Below are 19,578 nucleotides of genomic sequence, written 5' to 3'. Positions count from 1 at the left end.
GGGCTGGGCCGGTATGCGGCTCAGCCCCACGCCCCTCAGGTGGGGCCCGGCCGGGTTCACACGTTCCACTGGCCGGTCTGGTCGGCGAAGCCGCTGTCCAGGCCGAACTGGATCTGGGTGATCTTGGCGTTGCTCGGGACCTGGAAGGTGATGAACCCCAGGCCCGTCGCTCCCGGCGAGAGGTTCACGGTGGCCGGGAAGCTCGTGCCGGCCTTGGTGTCGCTGACGTCCGCGTCGTAGGACTGGCCCTGGCTGTCGACCAGCTTCGCGCCGTTGGACGGGGAGTCGCTGTAGGCCTTGCTGCCGGTGTCCTTGATCCGGAACTGGACGGCGAAGAAGCGCTTGCCGGAGTCCGGGGTGGTGTAGTCGTCCGCGCCGGCCGGGTTGTCCACGATCTTCACAACGGTGACGTCCGCCGAGGTGTCCATTCCCTTGAGCGCGATGGTGTCGCCGACCTTCGCCGCCTTCGAGGAGCTCTGGCCGCTTGAGGCGGCCTTCGTGCCGGTTGCGGTCGTGGGCTTGGCGCCGGTCGTGACCGAGCTGCCGGACGTCGGGTTGCACGCCGCGGTGCCGGCGACGAGGAGCGCGCCCAGGGCGACGGCGAGAGCGGTGCGACGCGAGCGGTGGATGGTGCGCGACATGGCAAACCCCCTGTGAGTCGATCCGTCCGGCGAGTGCCGGGCTGATGAGTACACAGAAGCAGATTGCTGTGAACCGAGTCAACATAAGCTACGGAAAATACGATGTTCACACTGTGAATCGACACGTCATACGTCGCGGGTATGCTCCTGTGCACGGCCCGACCGCAGGCGCGCTCGGGTGGTCGGCACCGGAAGGGGAGCAACCGATGACCGAGCAGTCGAACCAGATCACCGCCGCCGAGATCGCCCGGCTCGCGGGCGTCGGACGCGCCGCCGTGAGCAACTGGCGCCGCCGCCATGCCGACTTCCCCAAACCCGTCGGCGGCACCGAGGCCAGCCCCGCCTTCGCTCTCGCGGATGTCGAGCAGTGGTTGCTCGGCCAGGGCAAACTCGCCGAGCTTCCGCTGCGCGAGCGCGTGTGGCAGCAGGTGTCCGCGCAGCCCGAGGGGGTCGTGCCGACCCTGGTCCAGATCGGCTCCGTGCTGCTGCTCGTCCGGGACCACCCGGACCTCGGGTCGGGACTGACCGACGAGACGGACACCCAGCTCGCCGAGATGCTGCCTGGTCTGCTCGATCACGCCCTGGACTACCGCCTCGGCCAGGACCGGCCGGTTCACACGCCCGGCAGCCGTGAGCTCCTCCCCCTGCTGCCGCTGCTGCGAGCCGTTGTCGAGCTGGCGGCCGAGCTGGGCGCACGGCAGACCTACGAGTTCCTGCTCGGCCGTTACCTCGACGCGAACCCGCGACTGTTCACGCTCACGCCGCAGGCCCTCGCCGAGCTCATGACGAGCCTGGCCGGCGTCGACCCGCGACCCGCGGACACCGGCCCCGACTCGCGTTCGCCACGCACGGGTGCGCCGACCGTCCTCGACCCTGCCGTCGGGACCGGGGGGCTGCTCCGGGCCGCCGCCCTGCCGCCGGCGCGACCCGCCGCGCTCCACGCCGTGGACGCCGACCGGGGCCAGGTCGCTCTCGCCGCGCTGCGGCTCGCGCTGGAGTCCGAGGCCGAGGTGCGCGCCGCCGCGGCGGACGGGCTGCGCGCCGACCCATTCCCGGAGCTGCGCGCCGACGCCGTGCTGTGCCATCCGCCCTACAACGAGCGGGACTGGGGATACGACGAGCTCTCCTACGACGCACGCTGGGAGTACGGCCTGCCGCCCCGCGTCGAGTCGGAGCTGGCCTGGGTCCAGTACGCGCTGTCCCGGCTGCGGGACGGCGGCACCGCCGTCCTGCTGCTCCCGCCCGCCGTCGCCTCCCGCCGGTCCGGCCGCCGGATCCGCGCCGAACTGCTGCGGCGCGGCGCGCTGCGGGCGGTCGTCGCCCTGCCCACCGGCGTGGCGCCGCCGCAGAGCGTTCCCCTGCACCTCTGGGTGCTGCGGCGCCCCGGCGCCGACGCCTCCGGCCCCGCCGGGCCCGAACTGCTGCTCCTCGACGCGTCCGCGATCCCCGCCGTCGGCTCCGGTGACCGGGTCGACTGGCCGCTGCTGCGGAGCACGGTGCTGGACGCCTGGCACCAGTTCGACCACGGGCGCGGGGCGGCCGTGCCCGCCCACGAGAGCGTCGCCCGTGCCGTCCCGGTACTCGAACTGCTCGACGACGACGTGGACGTGACGCCCGCCCGGCACCTCCTCTCCGGCGCGGCAGGGCCCGGTGGGCTCGCCGAACTGGGCGAGATCCACCAGACCTTGACCGAAACGCTGCGCCGCACCGCCGAGTTGACGCCACCGGCGCCGCCCGCGCAGCCGGCCGCCGGGACCGCGACGCCGCGCTGGACCACCACGACGGTCGGCGAACTCGCCCGCACCGGCGCACTGGTGATGCGCTCCGGCGGTGTCGGCGCGGTCGCCGGCGACGTTCGCGTCCTCACCGACCAGGACGTGCTCGGCGGCTCCGAACCGACCGGCGCCGCCGGTTCGCTCAGCGGTGACCCCGAGGAGGAGCCGGTCCTGCTGCGTGAGGGCGACGTGGTGGTCCCGGTGCTCGGCGGCGGCAGCGTCGCCCGGGTCGTCGGCCCCGCGGGCGCGGGCGCGGCCCTCGGCCGGAACCTGCAGCTGCTGCGTCCCGAAGCGGCCGTGCTGGACTCCTGGTTCCTTGCCGGGTTCCTGCGCGGCAGCGCCAACGCCCGTCAGGCCAGCAGCTACGCCTCCACGGCGGCGCGTCTGGACGTGCGCAGGCTCCAGCTGCCACGGCTTCCGCTCGCGGAGCAGCGTCGCTACGGCGCGTCCTTCCGGGACCTGGCCGCCTTCGAGGAGGCCCTGCAGCGGGCGGGCCGCCTCGGCGACCGGCTGGTCCGCGGCCTGCACGACGCGTTCACGGACGGGGCGCTGGCGGCGCCGCCGTCCGGCGACTGAGGTCCGCGCTGCGGGTCGGGTGATTCGAACACGCCTGTCCCTGCGGGTCGATACGCTCTGACCGTCGACGCAGGTCCTTCACCAGGAGCACACATGTACGGCCCGCCCCCGGTTATCGGTCATGTGCCGCCCCCGGGGCGGCGCGTGACGGCGTGGCGGGTCGTCGGATGGGTGCTGTTGGCGGGCTGTCTGATCGGCGGCGTCGGGCTGATCGCCTGCGTCCCGCTGACGGTGCTCGCCGTGCGCAACCGGACCCGCCGTGACGCCGCGCTCGCGCTGGCGACGCTGGCCTTCGCCGTGCTCGCCTGTGTGGTGACGACCCAGACCCGCGACCCCAACCATCCCGGCCCGCTGGCCGCGGCCGTCTCCATGGGTCTTCTGGTCCAGGGCGTTGCCACGACGGTCTACTACATCCACTGCGACCGGCGGCGGCGGACGGACGGCCCGCAAGCCCCCGCCTTCCCGGGGCCCGGGCCGATCCACGCACCCCTGCCCTACCAGGTCGGTGAGCCGTTCCGGGGCGGCGATTCGTACCGGGGCGGCCGGCCGTACCAGGCCGACCAGCCCTACCGGACAGGTCAGCCGAACCAGCCCTTGCCGCCGTACGGTGTGCAGCCGCCCGTCGCCGACGCGGTGCCACCGGGGCCGGTGGAGGCGTCGCTGCCGACGGTGGCGTTCCCGGCCGCGCCGATGCCGGTGCAGCCGGACCGACTCGGGCAGGTTCGCGCCGAGTTGGACGAGCTGAGCGACTACCTCCGCAAGGAGCAGGGCAGTTGAACGGTCGCGTCATCGCGGACCGGTACACCATCGGGTCGCTCATCAGTCAGGGCGGCATGGGCCAGGTCTGGAAGGCCTACGACGAACGCCTCGGGCGCCCGGTGGCCGTCAAGCTGCTGCGCCCCGACCGGCTGCACGGCGACGGCGCGGAGGAACTCCGCCGTCGCTTCCTGCGCGAGGCACAGGTGACCGCGCGGGTGGACCACCCCGGCCTGGTGACCGTGCACGACCTCGGCGCCGACGGCGAGGACCTCTACCTCGTCATGCAGTACCTCGACGGCGCGGACCTGGCCGACCACCTGGCCGAGCACGACCTGTACCCGTGGACGTGGGCGGTCGCCGTCGGCGCCCAGCTCTGCGCGATCCTCGCCGCCGTGCACGCGGTTCCGGTGGTGCACCGTGACCTGAAGCCGCGCAACGTCGTCGTCCGCCCCGACGGCACCGTCACCGTCCTCGACCTCGGCATCGCCTCGGTGCTCGACTCCGACACCACACGGCTGACCCGCACCGGGGCCGTCATCGGCAGCCCCGCGTACATGGCCCCCGAGCAGGCCCTCGGCGGCGTCGTCGGGCCGCGCACCGACCTCTATGCCCTCGGCGTCGTCCTGCACGAGCTCATCGGCGGCAACGTCCCCTTCACCGCGCCCACCGATCTGGGCGTGCTGCACCGGCACGTCTACGACCCGCCGCAGCCACTGCGCGCGCTGCGGCCCGAGGTTCCGCCGCAGCTGGAGTCCCTGGTGCTGCGCCTGCTCGCCAAGGACCAGGGGGACCGCCCCGCGAGTGCGGCGGTGGTGCACCGTGAGCTGCTCGCCCTGCTGCCGCCGGCGTCGACGGGTGCACGGCCGAGCCCGCAGTTCGACCCGACGCGCCCCTTCCTGCGGCCCTGCTCCCCCTGGCCCGAGACCGGGACGAGCCCGCAGCCGCGGGCGACGGCACGGCCGCAGGCGTTCGACCTCGCCGACGAGGTCGAACGGGTGAAGCGCCTCCTCGACGCGGGCCAGGCCACCCAGGCCGTCGACGTCCTCGGCGGCCTGCTCCCTGCAGTCGCCGCGGAGCAGGGCGAGGCGTCGCCGGTCGCGCGGGTGCTGCGCAAGCAGTACGCCCAGACCCTCCTCGGCGTCGGCGAGTACGCCCGCGCGTTGCCGGAGCTGCGCCGCCTGGCCGAGGACCGCATCCGCGAGGCGGGCCCGGCGGACCCGCAGGCACTGCAGTTCCGCTACGAGGCCGGGCAGTGCCTGGAGCAGCTCGGCGAGTACGCCTCGGCGCTGGGGGAGTACCAGGCGGTCCTCGCCTACGCGGAGAACCCCTACGCCGGCATGAACCTGCGGCAGAGCCTGGAGATCCGCCGCCGCGAGGCCCAGATGCGCCTCGCCCTCGGCGACCGCACAGGAGCCCGCCAGGCGCTGTCCGCCCTGCTGCCGCAGGCCGAGCAGCTGCACGGCCGGGGACACCCGTTCACAGAGGAGATCCGCGGGACGCTGTCCCGGCTGTGAACCCGCCCGTCACGCCCCGGGGCCTCTGGCCGTGCTCACGGAGGGCTCCGCCTGGATCCGCCTGCCGACAGGGCCGCCGCCTGCCGCCCGCTGCCAGGCCCGCGACCGGCGTCGGCCGCGTTCTGCGCACCGCGCATTCCCCACCGCGCAAAAGGGACCGATAGGCTCGAAGCATGTTCCTCGGACTCGTCATGGCCCTGGTGGCCGCGCTCTGTTTCGGTTCGGCCATGGTGCTGCAGGCGCTCGGCGCCCAGGCCCACTCGCCGGCCGGCTCGGGCGGCGGCCTGCTCGGGACGGTCCGGGCGATGGTGAACGTGCCGTTCGTCTGCGGGCTGGCGCTGGACCTGCTGGGATTCGTCGCCCAGCTGATCGCACTGCGGTCGCTGCCGCTCTACGTCGTACAGGCCGCGCTCGCGGGTGCGCTCGCGGTGACGGCGGTGCTCGGCGCGGCCGTCCTGCGGCTGCGGTTGGGGAGGGCCGAGTGGGCCGGCGTCGTCGGCGTCTGCCTCGGGCTCGCGCTGCTGGGGGCGACCGCGGGCAAGGAGGGTGACAAGCACCCGGGCACGGCGCTGCACTGGATCATGCTGGCCGCCGTCGTGGTGATCGCGGCCGGAGGCGCGGTGGCATGGCGGCTGAAGGAACCCGCCCGTGCCGCGGTGATGGGGACGCTCTGCGGCCTGGGCTTCGGTGTTGTCGGGCTCTCCGTCCGCCTGCTGCCGGCCGTGCACGGCATGGACCTGATGCCGCTGCTGAAGGACCCGGCCACCTATGCGCTGCTCGGCGGGGGCGCGGTCGCGTTTGTCTTCATGACGGAGGGCGTGCGCGGCGGCAAGGTGACGACCGCGACGGCTGCGATGGTGCTCGGCGAGACGGCGCTGCCCGCGCTGCTGGGCGTGATCCTGCTCGGGGACCGCACCCGTCCCGGGCTGCTCTGGCTGGCGCTGCTCGGCTTCGCCATCGCGGTGGCCGGAGCGCTCGCCCTCGCCCGCTTCGGGGAGGTCGCCCCGCCGGACGCGCACGGCACCGAAGGCGCAGCGATCGCCGAAGCCGCCGCGCCCGAGGCCGCGGTGGCCGGGACTGCCGTGGCCGGGACCGCCGTGGCCGAAACTGCCGTGACCGCGTCCGATCCGGCCACCGTCGCCGAGATGACGGCGGCCAACGAGGCGCGGGAGCGCCAGCGACACTGATCCGGCCGTCGGACGGGCAAGCCCGGCACTCTTGGCGTGCCCTCTGGTGTGGGCGTCGCCCGCATGGCACCGTGATCTGCGGCACACGCATCGGACGCATCGGACGGACCGTCAGTCGCAGGAGGCCCCGTGAACCGCACCCGCACCGCCCTGTTCGCGTTGCTCGCCATGCTCGCCGCACCGGCGCTCGCCGCCTGTTCCGGGAGCGGGAACGCGGGCACGGTTCACACCGGCGCGGCGGCGGTCGTCGGAGGCCAGCGGATCAGCATCGCCACCGTCGAGGACCAGGTCACCTCCTTCCGCGACGCCGCGCCCGCGCAGGGCAGCGGCAGTGGTGCCACCAGGACGTTCGGCCAGGACTCGGCGGGGATGCCCGCCAACGTGCTCGGCTTCCTCATCCAGGAGCAGGTGGTCCAGTCGGCGCTGGCCCAGAAGCACCTGACCGTCTCGGCCACCGACGTCTCCGGCATGGAGGCGCCGGCACTGAAGAGCGCCGGCAGCCAGACACAGCTGACGGCCGACTTCGTCAACCAGATCGGCCTGCCGCCGGAGGACCTGGAGCCGTACTTCCGCTGGCAGGCGGGTGTGAAGGCGCTGATGGGCAGCGTCGGCGGGGACAGCGCCAAGCTGATCGGGCTGCTGCAGCCGGTGGCCGCGGACCTGAGGATCTCCGTCAACCCGCGCTACGGCAGTTGGGACACGACCAACCTGACCCTGGGCAACAGTGCCCAGCCGTGGATCAAGCAGGTGTCGCAGGACAACGCGGGGTAGGTTTCCCTGTGTGTCCCCAAGCGATTCACACCAGTCCGATTCCCAGCAGTCCGGTTCCCAGCAAGCCGGTTCGGAGCGCGACGACCTTTCCGTCGGCTCCGGACGGCTGGTGCTGCTGAGCACCACGCACCGGGTCGCACCGGGCCTGCTCTCCGGCCCGGCCTGGCAGGTGCTGCGCACGGCCGACCGGGTGCTCGCCGGCGATCCCGCCCATCCGCTGCTCGCGCCGCTCGCCCAGAGCGGGATCGCGGCGGAGGTGCTGGACGTCCCCTTCTATGCCCGGGCCCGCACGCTGGCCGAGGCGGCGTCGGACGCGGTCGTGGTCTGGTTGGTCGGCCCGGACGGTGACCCGGGGCTCACCGACGCCCTCGCGCGCTTCGCGGTCGAGGGCGCGGAGGCCCCGGGCGTGGTCGTGCCCGAGCTCGAGCTGCTGCCCGGCTCCTACGACCTGCCGGGCGCCCGTCTGCTCGACCTGGTCACGGTGATGGACCGGCTCCGCTCGCCCGGCGGTTGTCCGTGGGACGCCCAGCAGACCCACGAGTCGCTGGTGAAGTACCTGGTCGAGGAGTCCTTCGAACTGGTCGAGGCGATCGAGGAGGATGATCGGGCGACGCTGCGCGAGGAGCTCGGCGACGTGCTGCTCCAGGTCTTCTTCCACTCCCGCATCGCGCAGGAGCACGCCACCGACCCCTTCTCGATCGACGACGTGGCCGGGGCCATCGTCGACAAGCTGATCTACCGTCACCCGCACGTCTTCGGCGACCGGGACGCCGACACGGCCGAGCAGGTCGAGGCCAACTGGGAGGAGCTGAAGGCGGCGGAGAAGCAGCGTGAGTCCGCCACCGACGGAGTCCCGCTCGGCCAGCCGTCGCTGGCCCTGGCCGCCAAGCTCCACTCCCGGGCGCACAAGGCCGGGGTGAGCGTCGCTCTGCCGGATGCGGAGGAGTCGGATTTCGGCGCGCGGCTGCTGCGCCTGGCCGCCGAAGCGCAGGACGCGGGCGTGGACCCGGAGGCCGCGCTGCGCGCGGCGGCGCGGGCCTACCGTGACGCGATCCGCACGGCGGAGTCGGGCCAGGAGAACTGATGCGGCTTCAGCGCGAGCACCCGTGGCCCGCGACGGAGGCCGAGGCGCTCGCCGTGCAGGCGGAGCTGCGCCCGCTGGTCCGCGCCGTCCCGCTGCCGCGCCCGCCGCGCCTGATCGCCGGGCTCGACGTGGCGTACGTGGGCGCACACGGTGCGGCGGACGACCGGGTCGCGGCGGCCGTCGTGGTGCTGGACGCAGCGACGCTGGAACCGGTCGAGCGGGCCACGGCCGTCGGCACGGCGGGATTCCCTTACGTGCCCGGGCTCTTCGCGTTCCGCGAGCTCCCGGTGCTGATCCGCGCGCTGGAGCGGCTCACCACCGTCCCCGACGTGCTGCTCTGCGACGGCCAGGGTTTCGCTCACCCGCGTCGCTTCGGCCTCGCCTGCCACCTCGGCGTGCTCACGGGCGTGCCGACGCTCGGCGTCGCGAAGACGCCGCTGCTGGGGGAGTGGACCGAGCCGCGCGCGGAGCGGGGTGCGACGTCCGACGTCCGCGACCGGGGCGAGGTCGTCGCCCGGGTGCTGCGTACGCAGTCCGGCGTCAAGCCGGTGACGGTCTCGGTCGGCCACCTCGTCGACCTGGACGACGCGACGCGCGTGGTGCTGGACGCCGCGCCCCGCTTCCGCCTCCCGGAGACGACCCGCCTGGCCGACCGCCTCTGCCGGGATGCGGTGGCGACGGTCGGCCGGCCGACGGTGTGAACCCCTGAACCCCCAGACGCCCGAACCCCCGTTCCCCCGAACGGGGGTTCGTCACACCCTCCCCCTCTTGTCCGTGGGTCGGCGGCATGGTGGCATCGGCCCATGACGCCCACCCCCACCGCCCCCGCCCGCTGGGGCCTCACCTTCCCCCTCGACGGCATTCCGCTGGCAGCCCAGCGCGCGCTCGTGGAGTCGCTGCCGGATCTCGGCTTCACCGACCTGTGGTCGATGGAGACGGCCGGCGCGGACGCGTTCACCCCGCTGGCCCTGGCCTCCGTCTGGGCGCCGCAGTTGCGTCTCGGGACCGCGATCGTGCCGGTGCACACGCGCGGCCCGGCGTTGCTGGCGATGCAGGCCGCCGCGCTGGCCGAGGCGGCGCCGGGACGGTTCCAGCTGGGTATCGGGGCGTCCTCGCCGGTCATCGTCCACGACTGGAACGCCATCCCGTTCGATGAGCCGTTCCGGCGCAGCCGCGACGTGCTGCGGTTCCTGCGGGCCGCGTTCACGGGGCAGCCGGTGTCGGAGGAGTTCACGACGTTCTCGGTGCGCAGGTTCCGGTTGGACCGTGTACCGGCGCACACCCCGCCGGTGCTGCTGGCCGCGCTGCGGCCGGGGATGCTGAAGCTCGCCGCCCGCGAGGCGGACGGGACGATCCTCAACTGGCTGGCACCGGAGGACGTGCGGACGGCGCGTGCCGTCTTCGACGCGGAGGCCGGGCCGGACCACGGCAAGGAGGTCGTGGCCCGGATCTTCGTCTGCCCGACCGAGGACGTGGACTACGCCCGCACACTCGGCCGCCGGCTGATCGCCGCCTATCTGACCGTCCCCGCCTACGCGGAGTTCCACCGCTGGCTCGGGCGCGGGGACGTGTTGGAGCCGCTCTGGAAGAACTGGGCGGCGGGTGACCGGAAGACCGCCGCCGCCTCGGTGCCCGACGAGGTCGTGGACGCGCTGATCGTGCACGGCTCGCCGGAGCGCTGCCGGGAGCGGATCACCGCCTATGTCGAGAACGGCGTGACGGTGCCCGTCCCGGCGTTGCTGCCCACGCCGGACCAGGGCCCACGCGCCCTGGCCGCGGCGGTGAAGGCGGTCAGTCCGAGCTGAGCGCCGAGTCGGAGCTGAGCGCGGGCGTCGGTGCCTCCTCGGCCGCCTCGGCGCGGTCCTCCGCGGAGATCCGCTCCTTGGGGCGGAGCACCACCAGGTAGACCACGCCGAGCGCGGGCAGCGCAGTCGGAACCGCGGGACAGGCCGAACAGGCACTAGAGGTCGCCGAGGCCGTCGGCGGGCTGCTGGAGTCCGTCTTCGCGGCCGTCGAGCGGGCGCGCCGCTCCGTCACCGCCCTGCTGCGCGAGACCCCTTCGCCCGCGACCGCGGACCTGGCCCGTCTCGCCCCCGGCTTCCGCGCGGAGCTGGGCGGACTCGTCGTGGGCGTGGGCTTCGTCGCCGCCCCCGGTCTGCTGACGGATGTGCCGGCCTGGCTGGAATGGTGGCAACTGCGCCCGGACGGCCGGGTCCAGCCCCTGCTGTTGGACCTCGACCCGGCGACCTCCGCCTACAGCGACTACACCCACTGGGACTGGTACGCGCTTCCGCGGGACTCCGGCCGCCGCGCGATCTCCGGTCCCTACGTGGACTACCTGTGCACCGACGAGTACAGCCTGACCCTCGCCGCGCCGGTTCACGGCCCCGACGGCGCCTTCGCCGGCGTCGTGGCGGCGGACGTCTACCTCCGCCACTTCGACGCGGTCGCCGTCCCGGCGCTGCGGGCCCTCGGACGCCCGGCCTTCCTCGTGAACCCGCGCGGGCGCGTCGTCGCCTCCACGACGGCCGCCCGTCTGGCCGGGGATCTCGTCCGCGACCTTGACGGCTCCGTGGTCCACCCCTGCAGCGGGATCCCGCTCCGCCTGGTCACACCGACCGGCTGAACCGCCGTCCCTCAGCCGGCGGCGACCTCCGCCAGCACGCGTGCTGTCGCGTCGGGGCGCGAGAACATCGGCCAGTGACCCGTGGGCAGCTCCAGCAGGTCCCATTCCGGCCCGCCCAGCGAGGCGAACCATGGGTGCCCGGCGGCGATGAGCGTGCGGACCTGGTCGAGCGGGAACGAGCAGGAGACCAGCGTCTTCGGCAGCCGGTCGGCCGCCCCGGTGAGCCGCAGCGGCTGGTGCAGTGTGCCGGCCGGCTGGTCGGTGGCGCGCTCGCGCATGTGTGCCCGCTCTGCCGGGCCCAGTCCGGCCAGGCTCGCGCCGGCCTCCGCCAACTCCTCGAACGTCGGCATGGGCAGCCGCCAGCCGTCCACCACCGGTTGCCGCACCGCCCCGGGGTTCAGCTCGGCCAGCGTGGCGCCGTTCGGCAGCGGGCCGCTGTCCAGGTAGACCACCCGGCGGACCCGCTCCGGCACCCGGTCGGCGGCGCCGGTCACCGCGCCCATGCCGCCGCTGTGGGCGACCAGTACCACCTCGCGCAGGTCCTCCTCGGTCACCAGGCGGGTGAGGTCCGCGACATGGGTCTCCAGATCCACCTGCGGGCCGCCCTCCGCGGCGCGTTCCGCCAGCCCGGTCAGCGTCACCGGACGGACGGTGTGCCCGGCCGCGCGCAGCGGCTCCGCCACCGTGTCCCAGGCCCAGGCGCCCAACCAGAAACCGGGAACAAGTACGAACGCGCTCATGGTCGACGGCCTCCTCGCCCGCCCGGCGCCATCCGCGCCGGCGCACCTTCGACCGTAGGGGCGAAGCAGGACAACCGCCGTCCTACATCGCCGTCACCACTCGGATGATGGCGGCGAACAACGGCGGCCAACGACGGCGGTGAACGACGGCGAGGCCGCCGCGAGGCCGCCGCGAGGCCGTCCGGGCTCAGGCGCCCAGCTGCGGGAGCGTGGCGACGGTCTTGCGCATGCCCGTCAGCCACGCGTCGCGGTCCGCGGTGCGGTGCCGCTCGTAGGTCGCGACCTCCTCGTGCGGGAGGATCAGGAAGCGCTCGTCGGCCAGGCCGCGGACCACCGCGTCCGCCACGTCCTCGGGCTCGATCAGCTTGCCGAAAGCCGTCAGGACCGCGCGGACGTCGTCGCGCGCGGTCATCGCGCTGTGGACGCCCTGCGGGCACAGCGCGCTGACGCGGATGCCCTGGGAGCCGTAGGTGACGGCCAGCCACTCGGCGAAGGCGACCGCGGCGTGCTTGGTGGCCGTGTAGGCCGCGTCGCCGGGCATCTGCAGCAGGCCTGCCGCGCTGGCGGTGTTCAGCAGGTAGCCGTGGCCCCGCTTCAGCATCCCGGGCAGCACGGCGCGCGCAGCGTAGACGTGGGCCATCACGTTGATGTCCCAGTTGGCCTGCCAGACCGCGTCGGGGGCCTCGATGCCCGCGCCGCTGCCGATGCCGGCGTTGCTGCAGAACAGGTCGACGGGGCCGAGGTGCTTCTCGGCGGTGTCGACGAGCGCGCGGACGTCGCTCTCGCGCGAGACGTCGCTGGCCACCCCGACCGTGTGGCAGCCGGCCCGGTCCAGCTCCTCGGCCAGGTCCTCGACCTTGCCGCCGTCGAGATCCGCGAGCAGCAGGCCGCGCGCGCCCTCCGCGGCGAACCGCCGCGCCAGCGCCGCGCCGATGCCGCCGGCCGCGCCCGTGATGACGACGACAGCGCCCTTCAGCTCCATGCCCCGAACCCCTTTTCCCGCGCCTCGTCGCGCGTCACGTACCGGACCCCCGCACGGTCCGATCGCTGCGGGCGATCGTAAGCTCACTACCCGTGGGTTCGACAGTGTGTCTCTGCCCACCTTGCCGAACGGTTAACGTCGGGGCGTGCACGATGTCTCCCCGCCTCCGCTTTTCACGCATCACTTCGCAGCGAATCCTTACCCCGCCTACGCCTGGCTGCGGGAACACGCGCCGGTGCGCTGGACGACGCTGCCGAGCGGTGTCGACGCCTGGTTGGTGACCCGGTACACGGACGCGCGCCAGGCGCTGGCGGACACGCGGCTGAGCAAGAATCCGGCCAAGCACAGCCTGCAGGCCCACCGCAGCGGGCGCGTCGGCATCCCGGGCGAGCGCAGCGCGGACCTGATGACGCACCTGCTCAACATCGACCCGCCGGACCACACGCGGCTGCGCCGCCTGGTGTCGAAGGCGTTCACACCGCGCCGGGTCGCCGAGTTCGAGCCGCGTGTGCGGGAGATCACAGACAGGCTGATCGACGGCTTCGCGCAGCGCGGCACCGCCGACCTGATCCACGAGTTCGCCTTCCCGCTGCCGATCTACGCGATCTGCGACCTGCTGGGTGTGCCGCCCGAGGACCAGGACGACTTCCGCGACTGGGCGGGCATGATGATCCACCACGGGCAGTCGCCGCGCGGCGGCGTCGGCCGCGCGGTGAAGAAGATGCGCGGCTACCTCGCCGAGCTGATCCACCGCAAGCGCGCCGACCTCGGCGAGGACCTGATCTCCGGCCTGATCCGGGCCAGTGACCACGGCGAGCACCTGACCGAGAACGAGGCCGCGGCGATGGCCTTCATCCTGCTCTTCGCCGGCTTCGAGACCACCGTCAACCTCATCGGCAACGGCATGTTCGCGCTGCTCACCCACCCCGAGCAGCGGGCGGCGCTGCAGGCGTCCCTGGCCCTCGGCGAGACCGCGCCGCTGGAGTCCGCTGTCGAGGAGCTGCTGCGCTTCGACGGCCCGGTCGAGATCGCCACCTGGCGCTTCGCCACCGAGCCGCTGACCATCGGCGGTCAGGACATCGCCCCCGGCGACCCGGTCCTCGTCGTCCTCGCCGCCGCCGACCGGGACCCCTCCCGCTTCCCCGCCCCGGACACCCTCGACCTGACCCGCCGCGACAATCCGCACATCGCCTTCGGTCTCGGCATCCACTACTGCATCGGCGCCCCGCTCGCCCGCCTCGAGGCCCAGTACGCGCTCTCGGCCCTGCTGCGCCGGGTCCCGGACATCACGTTGGCCGCCGACCCAGCCGAACTGCGCTGGCGCGGCGGCCTCATCATGCGAGGGCTCAGACAGCTGCCGGTGGAGTTCACACCCGCACCGGCGGAGCGGACCGGTCAGGCGGTCTGACCGGGCACCGTGATGCGGAGCATCAGGTGGCCGCCGAAGAACATCACCAGGCCGATGGCCAGGATCGCGTCGAGCGCCGAACGGCGCTCGCGCGGATAGAGCAGCGCGAGCAGGCCGACCACGATCACCGTGGTGTTCACGCCCGCGTCGCGGAAGAGCAGCTCCAGGAGCCAGTCGAACAGCTTGCCTCGGACCTCCATAGGTACACCTCCCCTGTTGTTCAACAGGATTTCCAAGTAGGCCCGTTGGGTAACCAGACAATCTGACGACTTAACAGGTTCCGTTTGTGGCAACGGGAGTAGGCTCCTCCTCGGGGGTGGTTGTCGATGGCATCGAAGGGTGTCAAGGAGCTGCTCCAGCAGCGGATCGAGGCCGGCGAGTGGCGGGCGGGCGAGTCGCTTCCGTCGGCCGAGCAACTGGCGGGCGAGCTGGGGGTTTCGCGCGTCACCGTGCAGAAGGCCCTCGCGGCCCTGGCGCGCGACGAGCTGATCCGCACCCATCCGGGGCGACGCGCGGTGCTCACCGGGGAACACCCGAGGCCCGCCGACCAGGCGGGAGACGGCCCCTCGGTCGAGGAGGGCGCCATCGAGGTGCTGGCACGGCACCTGGCCCGGACACTGGCCACGGGCAGGTTCCGGGTCGACGCGCTCTGCGTCACCGCGGAGTCCTTCGTGACGGCGGTGACGCCGCTGCTGATCCGCCTGCGGGCGCGCCGGGACCGGCTCAGCGAGTTCCGGATCCGCCTCCTCTTCTGCGACTTCCGCGCTCTGCCCACTTTCCCGCGGGATCTCGACGAACCGGACGACCTGCTCCCGCTGACCAGGCTGCGCCAGATCGCCCACGCCCAGGTCGCCGCGCTGCGCCTGGCCGCGGAGTCGTTGCAGACCTTCCAGCTCCTGGACACCAGGCCGCAGGTGGAGATCCGCACCGTGCCCTTTCCGCCGATGTCCAAGTTGTACCTGCTGAACGACGACGAGGCGCTCGAGGGCTGGTACGAGCTGCGAGAGCGGCAGGTCGACGTGGGCGACGGGCACCGGGTCCGCCTCGCGGACCTCGCCGGGCTCAGCAGTCGGCTGTTCCTCCGGTCCCGGCACGCCCTGCCGAACCACGTGGACAGCGTGTACGTCGACACCGCGCGGCAGTTCTTCGAGTCCTGGTGGACGAGTGGCAGTCCGTACGACAGTGAACTGGAGTGACGCGCCTTCATGCCCGGCCCCCTGTCGAGCTCGCGGCCCGGTGGTGACCGGGCCGTCGTCCTGCTCGACTTCGACGGACCGCTGTGCGGACTCTTCGCGCGCAGACCGGCGCCCGCGGTGGCCGCGGTGCTGCTCGCCGTGCTGCGACGTGAGGGCGTCGTGCTGCCCGGCGCGGAGGACCCGCACGGGCTGCTCGCGCGCCTCCCGCGGGCGCTGGCCGAGCGCGGCGTCCGGGCGGGCGAGCGAGGGCGCCTGGTCGAGCTGGTGGATCTGACGCTGACCAGGGAGGAGATCGCCGCGGCGCGCTGCGCAGAGCCGACCCTCGGTGCGGCGGCGGCGGTGGTCGCCCTGGCGGGGGCGGGGGTGCGCCTCGGGGTGGTCAGCAACAACGCGCGCGCGGCGGTGGAGGAGTACCTGCCTCGGGTGGGCCTCGCGGAACACCTCGCCAAGCACGTCGTGGGCCGCCCCGGTGACCCCGCCCTGATGAAGCCGGATCCGGGCGGCATCCGCGAGGCGCTGCGCGGGCTGGGCGTGGGGGAGGGCGAGACCGGTGGCTGCGTGTACATCGGGGACACGCCGACGGACGCGGCGGCGGCGCACGCCGCGGGGGTCCGGTTCCTGGGCTGGACGGGCGGCAGCGCACTCCGGAGGGAGCGTCTGATCGCCTCCGGAGTGGCGGGAAACAATCTTTTTGATGCATGGTCAACACTTTTCGAAACGGAATCCTCCATGTCGAAAAGCGTGATCACGGCAAGGTAACGCAGCTCACATCTGGGTGGTTGTCGGCCGAAGACGCGCTGGTCAGCGACTTGGCATCTGAGGCGATCGGACTTTAAACACACCGGTTGTGATTGAGTTTCATGTGAATAGCCGCTTAGTCTCCTTCGTGTTCGCAACAGCGGACGCCCGTCGAACGGGACGCCGAGTCCTGTCCACCGTGCGCCGGGATACCTCGAGTTGACGACCGGACAGGAGCGGGGGACCCAGGTACGTCGCCGGACGCGTGCAGACGCGGACGGCTTGGGGTGAAGACGCGCGAGCGTCCGGGCCATCCTCTGCGGCCCGAACCCGACAGCTCACCTCGCAGGCGTCGAAGAGGGAATTCCGCATGCTCTTCTCCGGCACCGGCCGTCATCGTCGTGTCCGTGTGAACAAGGCCAAGGTCATTGTCGCCACCACCTCCGTCGCCGGCGCCGCGGTGGCGCTGCCGCTGATCGGCGTCACGAGTGCGAACGCCGCGTCGGTCTCGACCTGGGACAAGGTCGCCCAGTGCGAAAGCGGCGGCGACTGGTCCATCAACACCGGCAACGGCTACTACGGCGGTCTGCAGTTCTCCGCGTCCACCTGGCGTGCCTACGGCGGCGGCGCGTACGCGTCCACCGCGAACCACGCGTCCAAGGGGGAGCAGATATCCGTCGCCGAGCGCGTGCTCGACAGCCAGGGGCCCGGCGCCTGGCCGGTCTGCGGTCCCCGGGCCGGTCTGCACCAGGGCGGTCCGGCGCCGGTCGTCGGCACCGGCAAGCACCGCAAGCCCGCGCCGAAGCCGGTCAGCAAGCCGCCCGCGCGCCACGGTGGCTCGGGGAACTACACCGTCAAGCCCGGCGACACCCTGTCGAAGATCGCCGCCGCGCACCACATCCTCGGCGGCTGGCAGAAGCTGTACGCGGAGAACCGCGCCACCATCGGGGGCAACCCGGACATGCTCCGCATCGGCGAGAGGCTCGTCGTGAAGTAGGGCCTGTCTTCCGGATCATGCAGGGCCCGTCGGCCCCGTACGAGCGCCGGGCGGCCGCTACCGACGGGTAGCGGCCGCCCGGCGTTCCGCCAGGCAAGACAGGCCCAAGGGCCTGAGGGGTCAGGGCGGGCACAGAGGCTAGGCTCAGTGCGTAACAACCCGCATCCCCATGAGGAGACAGTTGTGCCGTCCATCGACGTCGTCGTAGCGCGGGAGATTCTCGACTCGCGTGGCAACCCCACCGTCGAGGTCGAGGTCGGCCTCGACGACGGCAGCACCGGCCGCGCCGCCGTGCCGTCGGGCGCCTCCACCGGTGCCTTCGAGGCCCTGGAGCTCCGTGATGGTGACAAGTCCCGTTACGGTGGCAAGGGTGTGGAGAAGGCCGTCCTGGCCGTCATCGAGCAGATCGGCCCGGAGCTCGTCGGCTACGACGCCACCGAGCAGCGGCTGATCGACCAGGCCATGCTCGACCTGGACGCCACCGCCGACAAGTCGTCGCTGGGCGCGAACGCGATCCTGGGCGTCTCGCTCGCCGTCGCGCACGCCGCCTCCGAGGCCAGCGACCTGCCGCTGTTCCGCTACCTGGGCGGCCCGAACGCCCACGTGCTGCCGGTGCCGATGATGAACATCCTCAACGGCGGTTCGCACGCGGACTCCAACGTGGACATCCAGGAGTTCATGATCGCCCCGATCGGCGCGGAGTCCTTCTCCGAGGCGCTGCGCTGGGGTGTCGAGGTCTACCACCAGCTCAAGGGCGTGCTGAAGGCCCGTGGCCTGTCCACCGGCCTGGGCGACGAGGGCGGCTTCGCGCCGAACCTCGACTCCAACCGCGAGGCCCTGGACCTGATCATCGAGGCGATCAAGGGCGCGGGCTACACCCCCGGCCGCGACATCGCGCTGGCCCTGGACGTGGCCGCCTCCGAGTTCTACAAGGACGGCGCCTACCAGTTCGAGGGCAAGCCGCTCTCCGCCGCCGAGATGACCGCGTACTACGCCGAGCTCGTCGCCGCGTACCCGCTGGTCTCCATCGAGGACCCGCTGTTCGAGGACGACTGGGACGGCTGGAAGACCATCACCGCCGAGCTCGGCGACAAGGTCCAGCTCGTCGGCGACGACCTGTTCGTCACCAACCCGGAGCGCCTTGCCCGCGGCATCAAGGAGGGCGCCGCCAACGCCCTGCTGGTGAAGGTCAACCAGATCGGCTCGCTGACCGAGACCCTGGACGCCGTCGAGCTGGCCCAGCGCAACGGCTACCGCTGCATGATGTCGCACCGCTCCGGCGAGACCGAGGACGTCACCATCGCCGACCTGGCCGTCGCCACCAACTGCGGCCAGATCAAGACCGGCGCCCCGGCCCGTTCCGAGCGCGTCGCCAAGTACAACCAGCTGCTGCGCATCGAGGAGATCCTCGACGACGCCGCCGAGTACGCCGGCCGCGGCGCCTTCCCGCGCTTCAACGGCTGAGTCCGCTCTTCCGACGCCCCGTCGTCCTCACCCTCTAGGGTGGGGGACGGCGGGGCGTCTTCGCGCACGGGGCACGGGAGCCGCGAACTTCGGGAGGGCTGCGAACCTTGGGAGGGCCAGGAGCGGTGGCGGGGCAGCAGCAGGTCCGACGGCGGCCACGGCTCACCGGCCGGGCCGCGGTGCTGGCACTGGTCGTGTGCGCCCTCGTGGCCGCGCTGGCCTATCCGATGCGGCAGTTCATCGCCCAGCGCTCACAGATCGACCAGCAGCGCGCCGCCCAGCAGCAGGCCCAGCGCCAGGTGGACGAGCTGCGCCGGGAGAAGGCGCGCTGGCAGGACCCGGCGTTCGTCGAGGCGCAGGCGCGGCAACGGCTTCACTTCGCCCTTCCCGGGGACACCCCGTTCACAGCTGTGAACCCCTCGACCTCTCCGACCGCCTCTCCGACCGCGCAGCAACAGGCCTCGCAGCCCTGGTACCAGAGCCTGCTCGGCTCCCTCGACACGGCGGATCACGCCGGACACTGAAGAATAGAGACATGTCGCACGACCACCCCCCTGTTGCACACCCGGCGGACGCCACCGCCGTCTCCGAGGCCGACCGCGCCGCCGTCGAGGCGCAGCTGGGCCGCGTTCCGCGCGGGCTGCGCGCCGTCGCCCACCGCTGCCCCTGCGGGCTGCCCGACGTGGTCGAGACGGCCCCGCGCCTCGAGGACGGCACGCCGTTCCCCACCCTCTACTACCTGACCTGCCCCCGCGCCGCCTCGCTGATCGGCACGCTGGAGGCCGACGGGATGATGAAGGAGCAGACGGCCCGGCTCGCCGAGGATCCGGAGCTCGCCGAGGGCTACCGCAAGGCGCACGAGGACTACATCGCCCGTCGTGACGCGATCGAGGTGCTGGAGGGCTTCCCGAGCGCCGGCGGCATGCCGGACCGGGTCAAGTGCCTGCACGTGCTGGTCGGCCACTCGCTGGCCGCCGGGCCGGGTGTGAACCCGCTCGGCGACGAGGCGCTGGCGGCGCTGCCGGAGTGGTGGCGCAAGGGCCCGTGCGTCTGCGCGACGGGCGCGGACGAGGGCGCGGGCCAGTCGGTCGCCGACGAGGACGCGGGGGAGGGCGCGTGA

Annotated in this window: 21 protein-coding genes and 1 riboswitch; of the genes, 16 read left to right on the top strand and 5 right to left on the bottom strand. The window is 73.0% G+C overall.

The window, feature by feature from the left end:
* Nucleotides 1-56: 56 nt before the first annotated feature.
* Nucleotides 57-641 carry a DUF4352 domain-containing protein gene (locus TR49_RS02695; protein WP_042376699.1) on the bottom strand — a complete coding sequence of 195 codons (585 nt, stop codon included), beginning with the start codon at nucleotides 639-641 and terminating at the stop codon, nucleotides 57-59.
* A gap of 206 nt (nucleotides 642-847) precedes the next feature.
* Here TR49_RS02695 and TR49_RS02690 point away from each other — a divergent pair, with 206 nt between their 5' ends.
* From TR49_RS02690 to TR49_RS02655, 8 genes are all read left to right on the top strand, one after another.
* A complete protein-coding gene (locus TR49_RS02690; protein ID WP_174501541.1) occupies nucleotides 848-2,992 on the top strand; it encodes an N-6 DNA methylase in 2,145 nt (714 codons plus the stop codon).
* A 93-nt stretch (nucleotides 2,993-3,085) separates the two neighbouring features.
* Entirely contained in the window at nucleotides 3,086-3,769 is a 684-nt protein-coding gene (locus tag TR49_RS02685; protein WP_152627026.1) for a hypothetical protein, read from the top strand.
* Nucleotides 3,766-5,265 (top strand): serine/threonine-protein kinase, encoded by a 1,500-nt coding sequence (locus TR49_RS02680; RefSeq protein WP_042376695.1) that lies wholly within the window; start codon nucleotides 3,766-3,768, stop codon nucleotides 5,263-5,265. The genes TR49_RS02685 and TR49_RS02680 overlap by 4 nt, the downstream gene beginning before the upstream one ends.
* 173 nt (nucleotides 5,266-5,438) lie before the next feature.
* Nucleotides 5,439-6,452, top strand: a complete 1,014-nt coding sequence (locus tag TR49_RS02675; protein ID WP_063770005.1) for a DMT family protein — start codon at nucleotides 5,439-5,441, stop codon at nucleotides 6,450-6,452.
* Between the two features lie 129 nt (nucleotides 6,453-6,581).
* Complete coding sequence (locus TR49_RS02670) at nucleotides 6,582-7,223, top strand: SurA N-terminal domain-containing protein (protein ID WP_042376693.1); 642 nt, start codon at nucleotides 6,582-6,584, stop codon at nucleotides 7,221-7,223.
* A 106-nt stretch (nucleotides 7,224-7,329) separates the two neighbouring features.
* Nucleotides 7,330-8,307, top strand: a complete 978-nt coding sequence (locus TR49_RS02665) for a nucleoside triphosphate pyrophosphohydrolase (RefSeq protein WP_042377053.1) — start codon at nucleotides 7,330-7,332, stop codon at nucleotides 8,305-8,307.
* Entirely contained in the window at nucleotides 8,307-9,008 is a 702-nt protein-coding gene (locus TR49_RS02660) for an endonuclease V (RefSeq protein WP_042376691.1), read from the top strand. Before TR49_RS02665 ends, TR49_RS02660 begins: the two co-directional genes overlap by 1 nt.
* Before the next feature lie 102 nt (nucleotides 9,009-9,110).
* Nucleotides 9,111-10,112 (top strand): LLM class F420-dependent oxidoreductase, encoded by a 1,002-nt coding sequence (locus TR49_RS02655; RefSeq protein WP_042376690.1) that lies wholly within the window; start codon nucleotides 9,111-9,113, stop codon nucleotides 10,110-10,112.
* On the opposite strand, the gene TR49_RS42370 is transcribed toward TR49_RS02655, so the two are convergent.
* On the bottom strand, nucleotides 10,099-10,344 hold the full coding sequence (locus TR49_RS42370) for a hypothetical protein (RefSeq protein ID WP_152627025.1): 246 nt from the start codon (nucleotides 10,342-10,344) through the stop codon (nucleotides 10,099-10,101). The two genes, TR49_RS02655 and TR49_RS42370, sit on opposite strands and share 14 nt — an antisense overlap.
* Before the next feature lie 88 nt (nucleotides 10,345-10,432).
* On the opposite strand from TR49_RS42370, the gene TR49_RS02650 reads away from it, so the two are divergent.
* Entirely contained in the window at nucleotides 10,433-10,933 is a 501-nt protein-coding gene (locus TR49_RS02650) for a cache domain-containing protein (RefSeq protein ID WP_439654070.1), read from the top strand.
* 11 nt (nucleotides 10,934-10,944) lie between these two features.
* Here the strand turns inward: TR49_RS02650 and TR49_RS02645 are convergent, their stop codons facing one another.
* Both TR49_RS02645 and TR49_RS02640 read right to left on the bottom strand, forming a co-directional pair.
* On the bottom strand, nucleotides 10,945-11,673 hold the full coding sequence (locus TR49_RS02645; RefSeq protein ID WP_042376686.1) for an alpha/beta fold hydrolase: 729 nt from the start codon (nucleotides 11,671-11,673) through the stop codon (nucleotides 10,945-10,947).
* A 187-nt stretch (nucleotides 11,674-11,860) separates the two neighbouring features.
* Nucleotides 11,861-12,655, bottom strand: coding sequence for an SDR family oxidoreductase (locus TR49_RS02640; protein WP_042376685.1), 795 nt, complete (start codon nucleotides 12,653-12,655; stop codon nucleotides 11,861-11,863).
* A 145-nt stretch (nucleotides 12,656-12,800) separates the two neighbouring features.
* Here TR49_RS02640 and TR49_RS02635 point away from each other — a divergent pair, with 145 nt between their 5' ends.
* Entirely contained in the window at nucleotides 12,801-14,063 is a 1,263-nt protein-coding gene (locus TR49_RS02635; protein WP_042376684.1) for a cytochrome P450 family protein, read from the top strand.
* Here TR49_RS02635 and TR49_RS02630 read toward each other — a convergent pair.
* Nucleotides 14,051-14,263: a hypothetical protein gene (locus tag TR49_RS02630; protein WP_042376683.1), complete on the bottom strand. Its 213-nt coding sequence runs from the start codon at nucleotides 14,261-14,263 to the stop codon at nucleotides 14,051-14,053. The two genes, TR49_RS02635 and TR49_RS02630, sit on opposite strands and share 13 nt — an antisense overlap.
* A 126-nt stretch (nucleotides 14,264-14,389) precedes the next feature.
* On the opposite strand from TR49_RS02630, the gene TR49_RS02625 reads away from it, so the two are divergent.
* The 6 genes from TR49_RS02625 (at nucleotide 14,390) to TR49_RS02600 (ending at nucleotide 19,578) form a co-directional block, all read left to right on the top strand.
* The gene (locus TR49_RS02625; RefSeq protein ID WP_042376682.1) at nucleotides 14,390-15,259 is read left to right on the top strand and encodes a winged helix-turn-helix domain-containing protein; all 870 of its coding nucleotides are present in this window, start codon (nucleotides 14,390-14,392) and stop codon (nucleotides 15,257-15,259) included.
* A 9-nt stretch (nucleotides 15,260-15,268) separates the two neighbouring features.
* Nucleotides 15,269-16,018, top strand: coding sequence for an HAD family hydrolase (locus TR49_RS02620; RefSeq protein WP_042376681.1), 750 nt, complete (start codon nucleotides 15,269-15,271; stop codon nucleotides 16,016-16,018).
* Nucleotides 16,019-16,204: 186 nt separating this feature from the next.
* A riboswitch (cyclic di-AMP (ydaO/yuaA leader) is annotated at nucleotides 16,205-16,364 on the top strand.
* A 3-nt stretch (nucleotides 16,365-16,367) separates the two neighbouring features.
* On the top strand, nucleotides 16,368-16,994 hold the full coding sequence (locus tag TR49_RS46565) for a LysM peptidoglycan-binding domain-containing protein (protein WP_042376680.1): 627 nt from the start codon (nucleotides 16,368-16,370) through the stop codon (nucleotides 16,992-16,994).
* Between the two features lie 183 nt (nucleotides 16,995-17,177).
* The gene (gene eno / locus TR49_RS02610; protein WP_042376679.1) at nucleotides 17,178-18,458 is read left to right on the top strand and encodes a phosphopyruvate hydratase; all 1,281 of its coding nucleotides are present in this window, start codon (nucleotides 17,178-17,180) and stop codon (nucleotides 18,456-18,458) included.
* A gap of 125 nt (nucleotides 18,459-18,583) precedes the next feature.
* Nucleotides 18,584-18,982, top strand: coding sequence for an FtsB family cell division protein (locus tag TR49_RS02605; protein ID WP_236653191.1), 399 nt, complete (start codon nucleotides 18,584-18,586; stop codon nucleotides 18,980-18,982).
* Nucleotides 18,983-18,993: 11 nt separating this feature from the next.
* Complete coding sequence (locus tag TR49_RS02600) at nucleotides 18,994-19,578, top strand: DUF501 domain-containing protein (protein ID WP_042376676.1); 585 nt, start codon at nucleotides 18,994-18,996, stop codon at nucleotides 19,576-19,578.

The sequence above is a fragment of the Streptacidiphilus melanogenes genome (assembly GCF_000787835.1).
Lineage (GTDB): Bacteria > Actinomycetota > Actinomycetes > Streptomycetales > Streptomycetaceae > Streptacidiphilus > Streptacidiphilus melanogenes.
This window is presented reverse-complemented; position numbering and strand designations above follow the sequence as displayed.

Coding starts and splice junctions, on each gene's coding strand:
- TR49_RS02600 (WP_042376676.1), top strand. CDS start 18,994: ATGTCGCACGACCACCCCCCTGTTGCACACCCGGCGGACGCCACCGCC.
- TR49_RS02645 (WP_042376686.1), bottom strand. CDS start 11,673: ATGAGCGCGTTCGTACTTGTTCCCGGTTTCTGGTTGGGCGCCTGGGCC.
- TR49_RS02625 (WP_042376682.1), top strand. CDS start 14,390: ATGGCATCGAAGGGTGTCAAGGAGCTGCTCCAGCAGCGGATCGAGGCC.
- TR49_RS02630 (WP_042376683.1), bottom strand. CDS start 14,263: ATGGAGGTCCGAGGCAAGCTGTTCGACTGGCTCCTGGAGCTGCTCTTC.
- TR49_RS02620 (WP_042376681.1), top strand. CDS start 15,269: ATGCCCGGCCCCCTGTCGAGCTCGCGGCCCGGTGGTGACCGGGCCGTC.
- TR49_RS02655 (WP_042376690.1), top strand. CDS start 9,111: ATGACGCCCACCCCCACCGCCCCCGCCCGCTGGGGCCTCACCTTCCCC.
- TR49_RS02695 (WP_042376699.1), bottom strand. CDS start 641: ATGTCGCGCACCATCCACCGCTCGCGTCGCACCGCTCTCGCCGTCGCC.
- TR49_RS02660 (WP_042376691.1), top strand. CDS start 8,307: ATGCGGCTTCAGCGCGAGCACCCGTGGCCCGCGACGGAGGCCGAGGCG.
- TR49_RS02640 (WP_042376685.1), bottom strand. CDS start 12,655: ATGGAGCTGAAGGGCGCTGTCGTCGTCATCACGGGCGCGGCCGGCGGC.
- TR49_RS46565 (WP_042376680.1), top strand. CDS start 16,368: ATGCTCTTCTCCGGCACCGGCCGTCATCGTCGTGTCCGTGTGAACAAG.
- TR49_RS02675 (WP_063770005.1), top strand. CDS start 5,439: ATGTTCCTCGGACTCGTCATGGCCCTGGTGGCCGCGCTCTGTTTCGGT.
- TR49_RS02690 (WP_174501541.1), top strand. CDS start 848: ATGACCGAGCAGTCGAACCAGATCACCGCCGCCGAGATCGCCCGGCTC.
- TR49_RS02685 (WP_152627026.1), top strand. CDS start 3,086: ATGTACGGCCCGCCCCCGGTTATCGGTCATGTGCCGCCCCCGGGGCGG.